This is a genomic window from Streptococcus mitis (genome assembly GCF_002096755.1).
GTDB classification, from domain to species: Bacteria; Bacillota; Bacilli; order Lactobacillales; family Streptococcaceae; genus Streptococcus; species Streptococcus mitis_AC.
In genome coordinates this window covers 16294-31036 of the sequence record NZ_NCVF01000026.1, presented here as the reverse complement: position 1 = coordinate 31036, position 14743 = coordinate 16294, and the positions used below count along the sequence as shown (strand labels likewise).

Here is a 14743-nt window from a genome sequence, read left to right as displayed (position 1 = left end):
CGATTTTTTTATAATTTCTCGTTGATAAATCGGATAAACTGATTCCACCAAACTTTTAAGAAGAAGGCTTTTTCAACTTTCTTTTCTGCTACCATTTCGAAACTAGGACGTTCTGTGGTAATGTAACCTTGACCAATCAAATCCTTGTCTTCGTAAGTCAAATGGCCAACCACTGTTCCAGCTTCAAGTGGTGCGAGGATTGCTTTAGAGTCAGGTGTGAATTGAATAGATTGGGAAGATTGATTCCCACTACGTTCAATTAGATAGATATCCTCTGGGGCCACTGCAGTTACCGTATCTTCTTTTCCATCTTGTACAGGGACTTTACTATCTTGATAGGCATCGCCTTGTTGAACGATTTTGTGAAGTGTAAATGTAGAAGAAATATAATCCATTAGGGAAGATGTAGCTGTAAAACGAGCATAAGGATTATTATCTTGATGATCTGCATTTAAAACAACTGTGATAACCCTCATCCCTTTTTCGACAGTAGTACCAACAAAAGATTCTCCAGCTTTGTCTGTTGTTCCTGTCTTAAGGCCATCAAAACCACCGCGATAAGCAGGCATACCTTCTAACATGTAGTTGGTAGAAGTGATTGTCATTCCAGCAAAAGTAGAAGAAGGTTTTTTCGTGATTTCCAAGACTTGTGGGTATTTTTTGATGAGGTTACGAGCAACAATAGCAACATCATAAGCACTGAGCTTGTTTTCATCATCTTTTTTAGAGCCTGGGTAAATGTTATCCCCAAGAGTCTCATTGTTCAGACCAGTTGTATTGACAACAGTAGCATCCTGAATTCCCCATTCCAAGAGTTTTGCTCGCATCATGTCAACAAAGTCCTTCTCTGAGCCAGCAATTTTCTCTGCTAAGGCAATAGCTGCACTGTTAGCACTGGATACTAATGTTGCTTCAAGTAGTTGTTCGACGGTATAATTACGAGCTTCCATAGGAACATTACTTGCTTCAGAATTTGTAGTTAATTTGTATGGATAATCAGAGATATCTACCGGAGTTGATAGTGTAATACTACCGTTTTCCAAGGCTTCATAGACAAGATAAACAGTAATTAACTTTGTGATTGAAGCAATTTCAACTGGCTGGGTTGCATCTTTCTCATAGAGAATTTTGCCAGTATTGGCCTCAACAGCAATCGCATGTTTAGCAGCAATATTAAAATCTTGGGCAGCAACAGTAGATGCTGAGCCAATAACGGAAAGGCTTAAAAGAGTTAAAATTATTTTTTTCATAGTAAGTTTATTCTATCATAAAGAAAAAAATATTCCCAGTTTCATGATATAAGAAAGAAGCTTTTTTGAAAGTGTGGTAAAATAGATAAATGGAGGTACCTCATGTTTCGTAAGAATAAATTATTTTTTTGGACCAGTGAGATTTTACTATTAACCATTATCTTTTATTTATGGAGACAGATGGGTGGGATTATGACGCCTTTTGTAAGCGTTGCAAACACTATAATGATTCCCTTTCTTTTAGGTGGTTTTTTATATTATTTGACCAATCCTATTGTAAATTTTTTACAAAAGTATTTCAAAATTAACCGTATCATTGGTATTCTACTAACCTTGTGCGCCTTGGTCTGGGGGCTAGTTATTGGGGTAGTCTATCTCTTACCGATTTTGATTAATCAGTTGACAAGTTTGATAGCAACAAGTCAGACAATCTACAGTCGTCTGCAAGATTTGATTATCGATTTATCCACTTATCCAGCCTTTCAAAATTTAGATATTCAAGCGACTATTCAACAGTTAAATCTCTCCTATGTAGATATTCTACAAAATATTCTAAATAGTGTTACCAATAGTGTTGGAAGTGTCCTATCTGCGCTCTTTAGTACTGTTTTGATTATTATCATGACCCCTGTATTTTTAATTTATTTTTTGTTAGATGGTCACAAATTCTTGCCGATGCTTGAACGTACTGTTTTAAAGCGAGATAAGTTGCATATTACAGGTCTTTTAAAAAATTTGAATGCTACAATCGCTCGATATATTAGTGGAGTTGCCATTGATGCGATTATTATTGGCTGTTTGGCCTTTATCGGATATAGCGTAATCGGTTTGAAATACGCTTTGGTCTTCGCTATCTTTTCAGGATTAGCCAATCTCATTCCTTATGTAGGTCCAAGTATTGGTTTGATTCCGATGATTATCGCCAATGTCTTTACTGATCCCCATAGAATGCTGATTGCAGTTGTTTATATGTTGATTATTCAACAAGTGGATGGAAATATTCTCTACCCTCGTATCGTAGGTGGTGTGATGAAAGTCCATCCAATTACGATTTTAGTATTACTTTTGTTATCAAGTAATATTTATGGTGTCATTGGTATGATTGTTGCAGTACCAACCTATTCTATCTTAAAAGAAATTTCTAAGTTTTTATCACGTTTGTATGAAAATCATAAAATAATGAAAGAACGAGAAAGAGAATTAGCTAAGTAAAAGTCAGGAATTCCTGATTTTTCTTTTTGTTTAGCTAGGTGATAGGAGTAGAAGTGTCGTTTAGAATTAGTTGATTAAGAATAATTCACAAAAACTTTGTAAAACACTTGCAATTTAGCTGAAATTTGATAAAATAGTAAGGAAAGTTAGACTGTATTGCCTACTGTCTATCTATAAAATATATTTTATTGGAGGCTTTTACTCAAATGGCAAAAGAAAAATACGATCGTAGTAAACCACACGTTAACATTGGTACTATCGGACACGTTGACCACGGTAAAACTACCCTAACTGCAGCTATCACAACTGTTTTGGCACGTCGCTTGCCTTCATCAGTTAACCAACCTAAAGACTATGCGTCTATCGATGCTGCTCCAGAAGAACGCGAACGCGGTATCACTATCAACACTGCGCACGTTGAGTACGAAACTGAAAAACGTCACTACGCTCACATCGACGCTCCAGGACACGCGGACTACGTTAAAAACATGATCACTGGTGCCGCTCAAATGGACGGAGCTATCCTTGTAGTAGCTTCAACTGACGGACCAATGCCACAAACTCGTGAGCACATCCTTCTTTCACGTCAGGTTGGTGTTAAACACCTTATCGTCTTCATGAACAAAGTTGACTTGGTTGACGACGAAGAATTGCTTGAATTGGTTGAAATGGAAATCCGTGACCTATTGTCAGAATACGACTTCCCAGGTGACGATCTTCCAGTTATCCAAGGTTCAGCTCTTAAAGCCCTTGAAGGTGACACTAAATACGAAGACATCGTTATGGAATTGATGAACACAGTTGATGAGTACATCCCAGAACCAGAACGTGACACTGACAAACCATTGCTTCTTCCAGTCGAAGACGTATTCTCAATCACTGGACGTGGTACAGTTGCTTCAGGACGTATCGACCGTGGTATCGTTAAAGTCAACGACGAAATCGAAATCGTTGGTATCAAAGAAGAAACTCAAAAAGCAGTTGTTACTGGTGTTGAAATGTTCCGTAAACAACTTGACGAAGGTCTTGCCGGAGATAACGTAGGTGTACTTCTTCGTGGTGTTCAACGTGACGAAATCGAACGTGGACAAGTTATCGCTAAACCAGGTTCAATCAACCCACACACTAAATTCAAAGGTGAAGTTTACATCCTTACTAAAGAAGAAGGTGGACGTCACACTCCATTCTTCAACAACTACCGTCCACAATTCTACTTCCGTACTACTGACGTTACAGGTTCAATCGAACTTCCAGCAGGTACTGAAATGGTAATGCCTGGTGATAACGTGACAATCGACGTTGAGTTGATCCACCCAATCGCCGTAGAACAAGGTACTACATTCTCTATCCGTGAGGGTGGACGTACTGTTGGTTCAGGTATGGTTACAGAAATCGAAGCTTAATTCGATTTAGTTCCCAGAAGAACAATTATTTAAGTCAGACACTAAAAGAATCTTGCTTTGCAAGGTTCTTTTTTTAAAAAAATAAAAAGATAGACCTGATAAAGTCCAGATCCATCTAATAAGTTATTTTCAAGTGACTAGTTCGCTCCAAACACTAACATTCGATATAGTAGAGGTTTCACCAGCTGGAACCCATTTGTTAGTTCCTAAGTATCTAACTTCTAGTTTACGAACATTTACTATGTAAGATGCTTTTAGCCTGATGTAACCATAAGTGTAGGGTGGTACGTTATGGGATACTGAGTGATTTAAACTAAGTCAAAATCCAGACTCAGGAGCAGAAAAGCTAACAGCTGCACTTAAAGTTAGGGTAGCTCCAGCTTTTCCACCATAAGCAGTTGAACTTAGAAATCCTGATGTAGCGCTGCTCTTATAAGAGTGAGAGGAGCTAGTTCTATAGTCTGCAACACCAGTTGCATTAGAACGAGTCTGATACGTAGATTTAGACTCTAAATAGGCGTCTCTAAGTTCAGTCGTATAAAATGACAATAACTCTCCTGTGTTGATATCTTTTACAACACGATTAGATACAATTTCATAATTTGTGCAAGGATAGACATCAGCAAAAACCGTAGATGTTGTGATTAAGAAAAATAGATTTGATAGAACAGAGAAAAACAATAATTTCAATTTAATCATAAAAAAATGTCTATTCTTCATGATCAAAAGATTATTTTTTCAATCCTTTGAAAGTCATAATGCAACCCGAAAGGATACTGAGAGTTCCTATAGGTCTCCAATATAGCTGCCAAAAGAATAAATTTATTCTTCCTTTCAGTGTCTCATCGGGTCCAGCATAATAGGGGTTGATGTGAAATAATAAAAAACCAAAACATAAAACTATGATTCCGGTTAAGAATAAAATGTCCTTATTTACTTTCCTCATAAAATCTCCTTTTATTTAATTTTAAGCGTTTTCTATTATTAGTATACGTCAAAAAAATAAAAAAACAAGTCTATTTATTTATTAATTTATATGGTATAATAAAATAGTTGGAGAGTTTTTTTACTACGAATCTTATGTAGTTTTACAAAAAAGAGGCTAGATAAAAACTCAATTTTAGGAGAAAATGAAGTAAAATTTCCCACAATAAAACGCATAATATCAAGGTTCAATACCTGATATTATGCGTTTTTGATTTTAAAGACTTTTTGCCCAGCCTCAATGAGGGCTTTATTTTACATAGAGTTCTTGATTTTTTAGGACAATTTCTCGTACACTTGCAAACTTCTTAAGTTTTTTAAGTTCTTCTTGATGAGTGACGAGAGTGATAACATAACCTTCCTTGCCCATACGGCCAGTACGGCCAGCACGGTGAGTGTAGGTTTCAATATCTCTAGGAACATCAAAGTTTACGACACATTCTAGGCTATCGATATCAATTCCACGTGCCAGAAGGTCAGTTGCAAGAAGCAGAGTTAGTTGCTTGTCCTTGAATTTCTCTAAAATGACTTTTCTGAACTTGACGTTGACATCACTAGCTAGAGAAACAGCTAGGATATCACGATACTGTAATTTTTCCTCTGCACTTCCAAGGTCTGATAGGCTGTTAAAAAAGACCAGACCGCGGAAATCTTCTACATGAGCCAGTTTTCGTAGCATATCCACTCGGTGACGTTGATCTACCTGCATGTAGAAGTGTTGGATGTTGTCCAATTTTTGGTCAGAAAGATCAATGGTACGTGTGTTAGGAGCAATCTTTTCTTGGTCAAACTTGGTCGTCGCACTCATGTAGACGAGTTGGTGGTCACGCGGTGCGTAGTGAGTGATTTTCTCGACAAAGCGAATCTGAGAATCATCTAGCAATTGGTCGAATTCATCCAGGATGATGGTTTCCACATTCATCATCTTGATTTTTTTCAATTTAATTAGTTCAAAGATACGGCCAGGGGTTCCAATTAGAATTTCTGGTCCTTTTTTTAGGCGTTCAATCTGGCGTTTCTGACTCGAACCTGATAAGAAGAGTTGGGCAGTTAAGCCGATAGCTTCAGCCCACGTTTTACATACATCAAAAATCTGTCCAGCAAGCTCAGTATTTGGTGCTAGAATCAAGAGTTGTTGGGCTTTTTTCTTTTGTAGTCTGAGAAGACTTGGTAGAAGGTAAGCTAGGGTCTTACCAGTTCCTGTTGGGCTCACTCCTAGGAGGTTTTCTCCAGCAAGAAGGGGCTCAAATAGTTGGGTTTGAATGGGAGTGAATTCTTGGAAACCGAGTTGGTCACTCAGTTCTTGCCATTCAGTCGGTAGTTTGTTTTTCATTTTTCTGCCTCAAATCTAATGCCAGCAGTCTGGCGCATAGTATATAGTAGCTCATGAACTGAACTTGCATCTTCCAGCCAAGTTTGGTAGAGATTCAGATCTGGTTGCTGGATCATGTGTGCAAATGCAGCAACTTCCTCAGTCATCGTATGAGGAGCCTGTTGGATAGGGAGTTGGACTTGATTGCCTTGATGGTCGGTAAAAATAGCCGAGCGAACATGCTCAATTGAGTTGAGCGTCAGGGTTCCATCTGTCGTATAAATCTCGCAAGGGAGATTGGAAGTGATGTTTTTCCCGGCCTTGATATGAACTTGAAAGTCTGGGTAGAAGAGGATACCATCACCATTTAGGTCAATGCTATTGTTAAGCTGTTGAGCCTGATAGGTTGCATCCTTAGCTTTTCCAAAGAGACGAACGGTAGCGTAGAGGGGATAAATCCCCAAGTCCATAAGGGACCCACCGGCAAAACGGTCTGAAAAGACATTTGGTGTCTGACCAGCCAACAAGTCCGGCATCTTGGAAGAGTATTTGGCATAATTGAAATCAGCTCCTAAGATTTGCTTGTCTGCTAAAAAGTTTTTAATAGTAGTGAAAGCTTTTTCATGATAATTACGAGCTGCTTCAAAGATAAAACAATTATTTTTCTCAGCTATATGAATCAAATCCAGCCATTCTTGTGGCTGAGTGACAGCTGGCTTTTCAAGAATAACATGTTTACCAGCAGACAAGGCAGATTGTGCCTGAGCAAAATGTAAGGAGTTTGGACTGGCAATATAGACTACATCAAAAGAGCTCTTGAAGAAGTCCTCTAATTGATCAAAGAGTTGGATATCCTGATAGCGAGAAGCAAAGGTTGCCGCAGTTTCTAGTTTTCTAGAATAGACTGCGACCAGCTGGTATTCTCCGCTGGTATGGGCTGCTTCTATGAAGTGGTGGCTGATTGCGCCAGTTCCGATGACACCTAATTTAATCATAGATACTCCTTTTCCGATTTCAAATCCTTCTTTCATTATAACATAGATAGACGGGACTATCCAACAGAGGGTAAAAAATTTCAAATAAGCTACTAGGTCTTTTCCAAAGAAAGTGGTACAATAATGAGATGAGTAAATGAAATGGGAGGTAAAATGAGGTTATTACCTATAAGAAAAATATCACGTCAGTCTAAGAGGCTAGCGCTTTTTTTGACTTTTTGTGCAGGATATGTAGATGCCTATACTTTTATTGTGAGAGGGAATACTCTTGTTGCTGGGCAAACGGGAAATGTCGTCTTTCTATCAGTGGGGCTCATTCAACACAATGTGTCAGATGCTAGTGCTAAAGTAATGACCTTACTAGCTTTTATGATGGGAGTTTTTTTATTAACGATTTATAAGGAAAAATTGAGAATTGTGAAAAAACCTATTCTGTCCTTGATTCCTTTGGCAATTTTATCAATAGTTATTGGATTTGTACCACAAACTGTAGAGAATATCTATCTAGTACCGCCCTTGGCCTTTTGTATGGGGTTGGTGACAACCGCTTTTGGAGAAGTATCGGGTATTGCTTATAACAATGCATTTATGACAGGAAATATCAAACGGACCATGCTGGCTTTTGGAGATTATTTCAGAACTAAGCACACTCCTTTTTTAGGTGAAGGGATTATCTTTGTAAGCTTGCTTAGTAGTTTTGTCCTTGGCGTTGTCTTTTCAGCCTATTTGACGATTTTCTATCATGAAAAGACCATTCTTGGTGTTCCTATTATGATGAGTATTTTTTACCTCAGCATGCTTTTTGCCAAGTGGCGGAAAAAAGTAAAAGAAAAAGCTTCATTTTAGGTGTTATTACTTGTAAGAAAATAGGAGATATGCTATACTTGAAGAGTTGACTATGCACGTTCCTGTGCAACCGCACGAACATCGTTGCTTGATTATTCAAGTTTAAGTGGTTCGTCCCACGATGCTAGGCGAGTCTTCACAAAAAAATCGGGGAAACCCATAAAAATCATAGGAGGTGCATAATGAGCACATACGCAATTATCAAAACTGGCGGAAAACAAGTTAAAGTTGAAGTTGGTCAAGCAGTTTACGTTGAAAAATTGAACGTTGAAGCTGGTCAAGAAGTTACTTTTAACGAAGTTGTTCTTGTTGGTGGTGAAAACACTGTTGTCGGAACTCCACTTGTTGCTGGAGCTACTGTAGTTGGAACTGTTGAAAAACAAGGAAAACAAAAGAAAGTTGTTACTTACAAGTACAAACCTAAAAAAGGTAGCCACCGTAAACAAGGTCACCGTCAACCATATACAAAAGTTGTCATCAACGCAATCAACGCTTAATTTTAAGGAGAACACATGATACAGGCAGTCTTTGAGAGAGCCGAAGATGGCGAGCTGAGGAGTGCAGAAATTACTGGACACGCCGAGAGTGGCGAATACGGCTTAGATGTCGTGTGTGCATCGGTTTCTACGCTTGCCGTTAACTTTATCAATTCTATTGAGAAATTTGCAGGCTATGAACCAATCCTAGAATTAAACGAAGATGAAGGTGGCTATCTGATGGTTGAAATACCAAAAGATCTTCCTTCACACCAGAGAGAAATGACCCAGTTATTCTTTGAATCATTTTTCTTAGGTATGGCAAACTTATCGGAGAACTCTTCTGAGTTCGTCCAAACCAGAGTTATCACAGAAAACTAACACGGAGGAAAACATTATGTTAAAAATGACTCTTAACAACTTGCAACTTTTCGCCCACAAAAAAGGTGGAGGTTCTACATCAAACGGACGTGATTCACAAGCAAAACGTCTTGGAGCTAAAGCAGCTGACGGACAAACTGTAACAGGTGGATCAATCCTTTACCGTCAACGTGGTACACACATCTACCCAGGTGTAAACGTTGGACGTGGTGGAGACGATACTTTGTTCGCTAAAGTTGAAGGCGTAGTACGCTTTGAACGTAAAGGACGCGATAAAAAACAAGTTTCTGTTTACCCAATCGCAAAATAAAAAGGTCCAGTGAACCTTTTTATCCCGAGCCTTGAAATATAAAGGCGAGGAAGCTAGAAGTAGCATTAAATAAGGCTTTCCGAGTTTTCGGAGAGCCTGCTTTTTTGTTTTGCTACCCATTATTTTTTCATTCTTAGTGTAGATGAATTTTATGAGTGACATTATTTTTCTTCGATGGAAAACTTCTAAAATATGGTATAATGAAAAGATAAAGAAGTTGGGGGTAGAAGATGAACATTCAACAATTACGCTATGTTGTTGCCATTGCGAATAGTGGTACTTTCCGTGAAGCTGCTGAAAAGATGTATGTTAGTCAGCCGAGTCTGTCCATTTCTGTTCGTGATTTGGAAAAAGAGTTGGGTTTTAAGATTTTCCGTCGGACCAGCTCAGGGACTTTCTTGACCCGTCGTGGTATGGAATTCTATGAAAAAGCGCAAGAATTGGTTAAAGGATTTGATATTTTTCAAAATCAGTATGCCAATCCTGAGGAAGAAAAGGATGAATTTTCCATTGCCAGCCAGCACTATGACTTCTTGCCACCAACTATTACGGCCTTTTCAGAGCGCTATCCTGATTACAAAAATTTCCGTATTTTTGAGTCTACTACAGTTCAAATCTTAGACGAAGTAGCGCAAGGGCATAGTGAGATTGGGATTATCTACCTCAACAATCAAAATAAAAAAGGGATCATGCAACGGGTTGAAAAGTTAGGCCTTGAGGTCATTGAATTGATTTCCTTCCATACCCATATTTATCTTCGTGAAGGGCATCCTTTGGCTCAGAAAGAGGAATTGGTCATGGAGGATTTAGCAGATCTACCAACGGTTCGTTTCACTCAAGAGAAAGATGAGTACCTTTATTATTCAGAGAACTTTGTTGATACCAGTGCGAGCTCACAGATGTTCAATGTGACAGACCGTGCTACCTTGAATGGTATTTTGGAGCGGACGGACGCTTATGCAACAGGTTCTGGATTTTTAGATAGTGACAGTGTTAATGGCATTACAGTTATTCGTCTCAAGGATAACCTAGATAATCGCATGGTCTATGTTAAACGTGAAGAGGTGGAGCTTAGTCAAGCTGGGACTCTTTTCGTAGAAGTCATGCAAGAATATTTTGATCAGAAGAGGAAATCATGAAAAAAAGAGGAATAGTGGCAGTCATTGTATTGCTTTTGATTGGGCTTGATCAGTTGGTAAAATCATATATCGTCCAGCAGATTCCACTGGGTGAAGTGCGCTCTTGGATTCCCAATTTCGTTAGCTTGACCTACCTGCAAAATCGAGGGGCAGCCTTCTCCATGTTACAAGACCAGCAGTGGTTATTTGCTATTATTACACTGGTCGTTATGGTAGGTGCCATTTGGTATCTACATAAACACATGGAGGACTCACTCTGGATGGTCTTGGGTTTGACTTTGATCATTGCAGGTGGTCTTGGAAATTTTATTGACAGGGTGAGTCAGGGCTTTGTTGTGGATATGTTTCACCTTGACTTTATCAATTTTGCAATTTTCAATGTGGCAGATAGCTATCTGACGGTCGGAGTGATTATTTTATTGATTGCAATGTTAAAAGAGGAAATAAATGGAAATTAAAATTGAAACTGGTGGCCTGCGTTTGGATAAGGCTTTGTCGGATTTGACAGAATTATCACGCAGTCTCGCGAATGAACAAATCAAATCAGGACAGGTCTTGGTCAATGGCCAAGTCAAGAAAGCTAAATACACAGTTCAAGAGGGTGATATCGTCACTTACTATGTGCCAGAACCAGAGGTTTTAAAGTATGTAGCTGAGAATCTTCCGTTAGAAATCATCTACCAAGATGAGGATGTGGCTGTCGTTAACAAGCCTCAGGGGATGGTTGTGCATCCGAGTGCTGGTCATACCAGTGGAACCCTGGTAAATGCCCTCATGTATCATATTAAGGACTTGTCGGGAATCAATGGGGTTCTGCGTCCAGGAATTGTTCACCGAATTGATAAGGATACGTCAGGTCTTCTCATGATTGCTAAAAATGATGAGGCGCATCTAGCACTTGCCCAAGAACTCAAGGATAAGAAGTCTCTCCGCAAATATTGGGCGATTATTCATGGGAATTTGCCTAATGATCGTGGTGTGATTGAAGCCCCGATTGGCCGTAGTGAAAAAGATCGTAAGAAACAGGCTGTGACTGCTAAAGGAAAGCCTGCAGTAACCCGTTTCCACGTCTTGGAACGCTTTGAAGATTATAGCTTAGTGGAGTTACAACTGGAGACAGGGCGTACCCATCAAATCCGTGTTCACATGGCTTACATTGGACATCCAGTCGCTGGGGATGAAGTCTATGGTCCACGTAAGACTCTGAAAGGGCATGGACAATTTCTTCATGCCAAGACCCTAGGTTTTACTCATCCGAGAACAGGTGAGATTTTGGAATTTACAGCAGATATCCCAGAGATTTTTAAGGAAACTTTGGAGAAATTAAGGAAGTAAGAATGAAAAAGAAATTAACTAGTTTAGCACTTGCAGGCGCTTTTTTAGGTTTGTCATGGTATGGAAATGTTCAAGCTCAAGAAAGTTCAGGAAATAAAATCCACTTTATCAATGTTCAAGAAGGTGGCAGTGATGCGATTATTCTTGAAAGCAATGGACATTTTGCCATGGTGGATACAGGAGAAGATTATGATTTCCCAGATGGAAGTGATTCTCGCTACCCGTGGAGAGAAGGAATTGAAACATCTTATAAGCATGTTCTAACAGACCGTGTCTTTCGTCGTTTGAAGGAATTGGGTGTTCAAAAACTTGATTTTATTTTAGTCACTCATACTCACAGTGATCATATTGGAAATGTTGATGAATTACTGTCTACCTATCCAGTTGACCGAGTTTATCTTAAAAAATATAGTGATAATCGTATTACTAATTCTGAACGTCTATGGGATAATCTGTATGGCTATGATAAGGTTTTACAGACTGCTGCTGAAAAAGGTGTTTCAGTTATTCAAAATATCACACAAGGGGATGCTCATTTTCAGTTTGGAGACATGGATATTCAACTCTATAACTATGAAAATGAAACTGATTCATCAGGTGAATTAAAGAAAATTTGGGATGATAATTCTAATTCTTTGATTAGCGTGGTAAAAGTCAATGGTAAGAAAATTTACCTTGGGGGCGACTTAGATAATGTTCATGGAGCAGAAGACAAGTATGGTCCTCTCATTGGAAAAGTTGATTTGATGAAGTTTAATCATCACCATGATACCAACAAATCAAATACCAAGGATTTTATTAAACATTTGAGTCCGAGTTTGATTGTTCAAACTTCGGATAGTTTACCTTGGAAAAATGGTGTTGATAGTGAGTATGTCAATTGGCTTAAAGAACGAGGAATTGAGAGAATCAACGCAGCCAGCAAAGACTATGATGCAACAGTTTTTGATATTCGAAAAGACGGTTTTGTCAATATTTCAACTTCCTACAAACCGATTCCAAGTTTTCAAGCTGGTTGGCATAAGAGTGCATATGGGAACTGGTGGTATCAAGCGCCTGATTCTACAGGAGAATATGCAGTAGGTTGGAATGAAATCAAGGGTGAATGGTATTACTTCAATCAAACGGGTATCTTGTTACAGAATCAATGGAAAAAATGGAATAATCGTTGGTTCTATTTGACAGACTCTGGTGCTTCTGCTAAAAATTGGAAAAAAATCGATGGAAGCTGGTATTATTTCAACAAAGAAAATCAGATGGAAATTGGTTGGATAAATACTGGAGGTCAGAATTATTATTTATCCAAGGATGGTTCGCTACAAACAGGTTGGCTTCAATATAAGGGGCAATGGTATTACTTTGCTCAATCAGGAGAAATGAAAACGGGTTGGGTAAAAGATAAAGAAACCTGGTACTATATGGATTCTACTGGTATCATGAAGACAGGCGAGATAGAAGTTTCTGGTCATCATTACTATCTAGAAGAATCAGGAGCTATGAAGCAAGGCTGGCTTAAAAAGGCAAATGATTGGTATTTCTACAAGACAGACGGTTCACGAGCTGTGGGTTGGATCAAAGACAAGGATAAATGGTACTTCTTGAAAGAAAATGGTCAATTACTTGTGAATGGTAAGACACCAGAAGGCTATACTGTTGATTCAAGTGGTGCCTGGTTAGTGGATGTTCCGGTAGAGAAATCTGTTACAACTAGAGATACAAGTAACTCAGAAGTAAAAGAATCGAAAGAAGTAGTGAAAAAAGATCTTGAAAATAAAGAAACGAGTCAATATGAAGGTGCTCCAAGTTCTTCAACTAGTCAAAATTTGACTTCAGTAACTTCACAAAGCTCTGAAACGCGTGCAAACAAATCAGAATCAGAACAGTAGTAAAAAAGAAGGTTTTAGGGCCTTCTTTTTCCTATCAACTCTTTTCTATTTCCTGCCATTCATGTTATAATGGATAAATATGAAGAATCGGAGTGAGACTATGAAATACAAACGGATTGTCTTTAAGGTGGGGACTTCTTCTCTGACGAATGAGGATGGAAGTTTATCACGTAGTAAAGTAAAAGCTATTACTCAGCAGTTGGCTATGTTGCACGAGGCTGGTCATGAATTGATTTTGGTGTCGTCGGGTGCCATTGCTGCTGGTTTTGGAGCCTTAGGATTTAAAAAGCGTCCGACTAAGATTGCTGATAAACAGGCTTCAGCAGCGGTAGGGCAGGGGCTTTTGTTGGAAGAATACACGACCAATCTTCTCTTGCGCCAAATCGTTTCTGCACAAATCTTGCTGACCCAGGATGACTTTGTGGATAAGCGCCGTTATAAAAATGCCCATCAGGCTTTGTCAGTTCTACTTAGCCGTGGAGCGATTCCTATCATCAACGAGAATGACAGTGTCGTCATTGATGAGCTCAAGGTTGGGGACAATGATACTCTGAGTGCACAGGTTGCAGCCATGGTCCAAGCAGACCTTTTGGTCCTCTTGACAGACGTAGACGGTCTCTATACAGGAAATCCTAATTCAGACCCAAGAGCCAAACGCTTGGAGCGAATCGAGACCATCAATCGTGAGATTATTGATATGGCAGGTGGAGCAGGTTCTTCAAACGGAACTGGGGGCATGCTTACAAAAATCAAAGCTGCAACTATTGCGACAGAATCAGGAGTTCCTGTTTATATCTGCTCATCTTTGAAGACAGATGCCATGATTGAAGCAGCTGAGGAGACTAAGGATGGTTCCTACTTTGTTGCTCAAGAGAAGGGACTTCGTACCCAGAAACAATGGCTGGCCTTTTATGCTCAGAGTCAAGGTTATATTTGGGTTGATAAAGGGGCTGCGGAAGCTCTCTCTCAACATGGAAAGAGTCTTCTCTTATCTGGTATTGTTGAAGCAGAAGGAGCTTTTTCTTACGGTGATATCGTGACAGTATTTGACAAGGAAAGTGGAAAATCACTTGGAAAAGGACGCGTGCAATTTGGTGCATCTGCTTTGGAGGATATGTTGCGTTCTCAAAAAGCCAAGGGTGTCTTGATTCACCGTGATGACTGGATTTCCATTACTCCTGAAATCCAACTACTCTTTACAGAATTTTAGAGGT

General features: G+C 39.1%; 15 protein-coding genes, 1 pseudogene and 1 other annotated feature. Of the genes and pseudogenes, 11 read left to right on the top strand and 5 right to left on the bottom strand.

Translation table 11 applies throughout. From position 1 onward, the window contains the following. Positions 1-8: 8 nt before the first annotated feature. Positions 9-1250 (bottom strand): D-alanyl-D-alanine carboxypeptidase PBP3, encoded by a 1242-nt coding sequence (gene pbp3, locus B7700_RS08650; RefSeq protein ID WP_084888346.1) that lies wholly within the window; start codon positions 1248-1250, stop codon positions 9-11. Between the two features lie 102 nt (positions 1251-1352). Here pbp3 and B7700_RS08645 point away from each other — a divergent pair, with 102 nt between their 5' ends. Continuing rightward, positions 1353-2462 (top strand): AI-2E family transporter, encoded by a 1110-nt coding sequence (locus B7700_RS08645; protein WP_084888344.1) that lies wholly within the window; start codon positions 1353-1355, stop codon positions 2460-2462. 206 nt (positions 2463-2668) lie between these two features. Continuing rightward, positions 2669-3865 carry an elongation factor Tu gene (tuf, locus tag B7700_RS08640; RefSeq protein ID WP_001040726.1) on the top strand — a complete coding sequence of 399 codons (1197 nt, stop codon included), beginning with the start codon at positions 2669-2671 and terminating at the stop codon, positions 3863-3865. Between the two features lie 318 nt (positions 3866-4183). Here the strand turns inward: tuf and B7700_RS08635 are convergent, their stop codons facing one another. The 3 genes from B7700_RS08635 to B7700_RS08620 all read right to left on the bottom strand — a co-directional run bounded on the left by B7700_RS08635 (position 4184) and on the right by B7700_RS08620 (position 7156). Beyond that, complete coding sequence (locus B7700_RS08635; protein ID WP_225306550.1) at positions 4184-4564, bottom strand: hypothetical protein; 381 nt, start codon at positions 4562-4564, stop codon at positions 4184-4186. Positions 4565-5099: 535 nt separating this feature from the next. Beyond that, complete coding sequence (locus B7700_RS08625; protein ID WP_084888342.1) at positions 5100-6182, bottom strand: DEAD/DEAH box helicase; 1083 nt, start codon at positions 6180-6182, stop codon at positions 5100-5102. Beyond that, complete coding sequence (locus B7700_RS08620) at positions 6179-7156, bottom strand: Gfo/Idh/MocA family protein (protein ID WP_084888341.1); 978 nt, start codon at positions 7154-7156, stop codon at positions 6179-6181. The genes B7700_RS08625 and B7700_RS08620 overlap by 4 nt, the downstream gene beginning before the upstream one ends. A gap of 153 nt (positions 7157-7309) precedes the next feature. On the opposite strand from B7700_RS08620, the gene B7700_RS08615 reads away from it, so the two are divergent. The 4 genes from B7700_RS08615 to rpmA all read left to right on the top strand — a co-directional run bounded on the left by B7700_RS08615 (position 7310) and on the right by rpmA (position 9169). Then, positions 7310-8002 (top strand): YoaK family protein, encoded by a 693-nt coding sequence (locus tag B7700_RS08615; RefSeq protein WP_239822559.1) that lies wholly within the window; start codon positions 7310-7312, stop codon positions 8000-8002. A 58-nt stretch (positions 8003-8060) separates the two neighbouring features. Continuing rightward, positions 8061-8148 (top strand) — a sequence feature (ribosomal protein L21 leader region). Positions 8149-8184: 36 nt separating this feature from the next. Beyond that, positions 8185-8499, top strand: coding sequence for a 50S ribosomal protein L21 (gene rplU, locus B7700_RS08610; protein ID WP_000109141.1), 315 nt, complete (start codon positions 8185-8187; stop codon positions 8497-8499). 15 nt (positions 8500-8514) lie between these two features. Beyond that, positions 8515-8859, top strand: a complete 345-nt coding sequence (locus tag B7700_RS08605; RefSeq protein WP_023947780.1) for a ribosomal-processing cysteine protease Prp — start codon at positions 8515-8517, stop codon at positions 8857-8859. Between the two features lie 16 nt (positions 8860-8875). Further along, positions 8876-9169, top strand: coding sequence for a 50S ribosomal protein L27 (gene rpmA / locus B7700_RS08600; protein ID WP_000916509.1), 294 nt, complete (start codon positions 8876-8878; stop codon positions 9167-9169). Between the two features lie 166 nt (positions 9170-9335). Here the strand turns inward: rpmA and B7700_RS11350 are convergent. Then, a pseudogene (locus B7700_RS11350) lies at positions 9336-9407 on the bottom strand (AraC family transcriptional regulator); the annotation flags it as partial. On the opposite strand from B7700_RS11350, the gene B7700_RS08595 reads away from it, so the two are divergent. The 5 genes from B7700_RS08595 to proB all read left to right on the top strand — a co-directional run bounded on the left by B7700_RS08595 (position 9400) and on the right by proB (position 14739). Continuing rightward, positions 9400-10308, top strand: a complete 909-nt coding sequence (locus B7700_RS08595; RefSeq protein ID WP_084888337.1) for a LysR family transcriptional regulator — start codon at positions 9400-9402, stop codon at positions 10306-10308. The pseudogene B7700_RS11350 and the gene B7700_RS08595 overlap by 8 nt on opposite strands. Beyond that, a complete protein-coding gene (gene lspA, locus B7700_RS08590) occupies positions 10305-10766 on the top strand; it encodes a signal peptidase II (protein ID WP_061864104.1) in 462 nt (153 codons plus the stop codon). The genes B7700_RS08595 and lspA overlap by 4 nt, the downstream gene beginning before the upstream one ends. Beyond that, complete coding sequence (locus B7700_RS08585) at positions 10756-11643, top strand: RluA family pseudouridine synthase (RefSeq protein WP_084888335.1); 888 nt, start codon at positions 10756-10758, stop codon at positions 11641-11643. The genes lspA and B7700_RS08585 overlap by 11 nt, the downstream gene beginning before the upstream one ends. 2 nt (positions 11644-11645) lie before the next feature. Further along, positions 11646-13529, top strand: coding sequence for a phosphorylcholine esterase CbpE (gene cbpE, locus B7700_RS08580; protein WP_084888333.1), 1884 nt, complete (start codon positions 11646-11648; stop codon positions 13527-13529). 100 nt (positions 13530-13629) lie between these two features. Then, entirely contained in the window at positions 13630-14739 is a 1110-nt protein-coding gene (gene proB / locus B7700_RS08575) for a glutamate 5-kinase (RefSeq protein ID WP_239822558.1), read from the top strand. Positions 14740-14743 lie beyond the last annotated feature (4 nt).

Bases quoted from the DNA above. Each gene is read 5' to 3' on its own strand.
- pbp3 (WP_084888346.1), bottom strand. From the start codon at position 1,250: ATGAAAAAAATAATTTTAACTCTTTTAAGCCTTTCCGTTATTGGCTCA.
- B7700_RS08645 (WP_084888344.1), top strand. From the start codon at position 1,353: ATGTTTCGTAAGAATAAATTATTTTTTTGGACCAGTGAGATTTTACTA.
- tuf (WP_001040726.1), top strand. From the start codon at position 2,669: ATGGCAAAAGAAAAATACGATCGTAGTAAACCACACGTTAACATTGGT.
- B7700_RS08635 (WP_225306550.1), bottom strand. From the start codon at position 4,564: ATGATTAAATTGAAATTATTGTTTTTCTCTGTTCTATCAAATCTATTT.
- B7700_RS08625 (WP_084888342.1), bottom strand. From the start codon at position 6,182: ATGAAAAACAAACTACCGACTGAATGGCAAGAACTGAGTGACCAACTC.
- B7700_RS08620 (WP_084888341.1), bottom strand. From the start codon at position 7,156: ATGATTAAATTAGGTGTCATCGGAACTGGCGCAATCAGCCACCACTTC.
- B7700_RS08615 (WP_239822559.1), top strand. From the start codon at position 7,310: ATGAGGTTATTACCTATAAGAAAAATATCACGTCAGTCTAAGAGGCTA.
- rplU (WP_000109141.1), top strand. From the start codon at position 8,185: ATGAGCACATACGCAATTATCAAAACTGGCGGAAAACAAGTTAAAGTT.
- B7700_RS08605 (WP_023947780.1), top strand. From the start codon at position 8,515: ATGATACAGGCAGTCTTTGAGAGAGCCGAAGATGGCGAGCTGAGGAGT.
- rpmA (WP_000916509.1), top strand. From the start codon at position 8,876: ATGTTAAAAATGACTCTTAACAACTTGCAACTTTTCGCCCACAAAAAA.
- B7700_RS08595 (WP_084888337.1), top strand. From the start codon at position 9,400: ATGAACATTCAACAATTACGCTATGTTGTTGCCATTGCGAATAGTGGT.
- lspA (WP_061864104.1), top strand. From the start codon at position 10,305: ATGAAAAAAAGAGGAATAGTGGCAGTCATTGTATTGCTTTTGATTGGG.
- B7700_RS08585 (WP_084888335.1), top strand. From the start codon at position 10,756: ATGGAAATTAAAATTGAAACTGGTGGCCTGCGTTTGGATAAGGCTTTG.
- cbpE (WP_084888333.1), top strand. From the start codon at position 11,646: ATGAAAAAGAAATTAACTAGTTTAGCACTTGCAGGCGCTTTTTTAGGT.
- proB (WP_239822558.1), top strand. From the start codon at position 13,630: ATGAAATACAAACGGATTGTCTTTAAGGTGGGGACTTCTTCTCTGACG.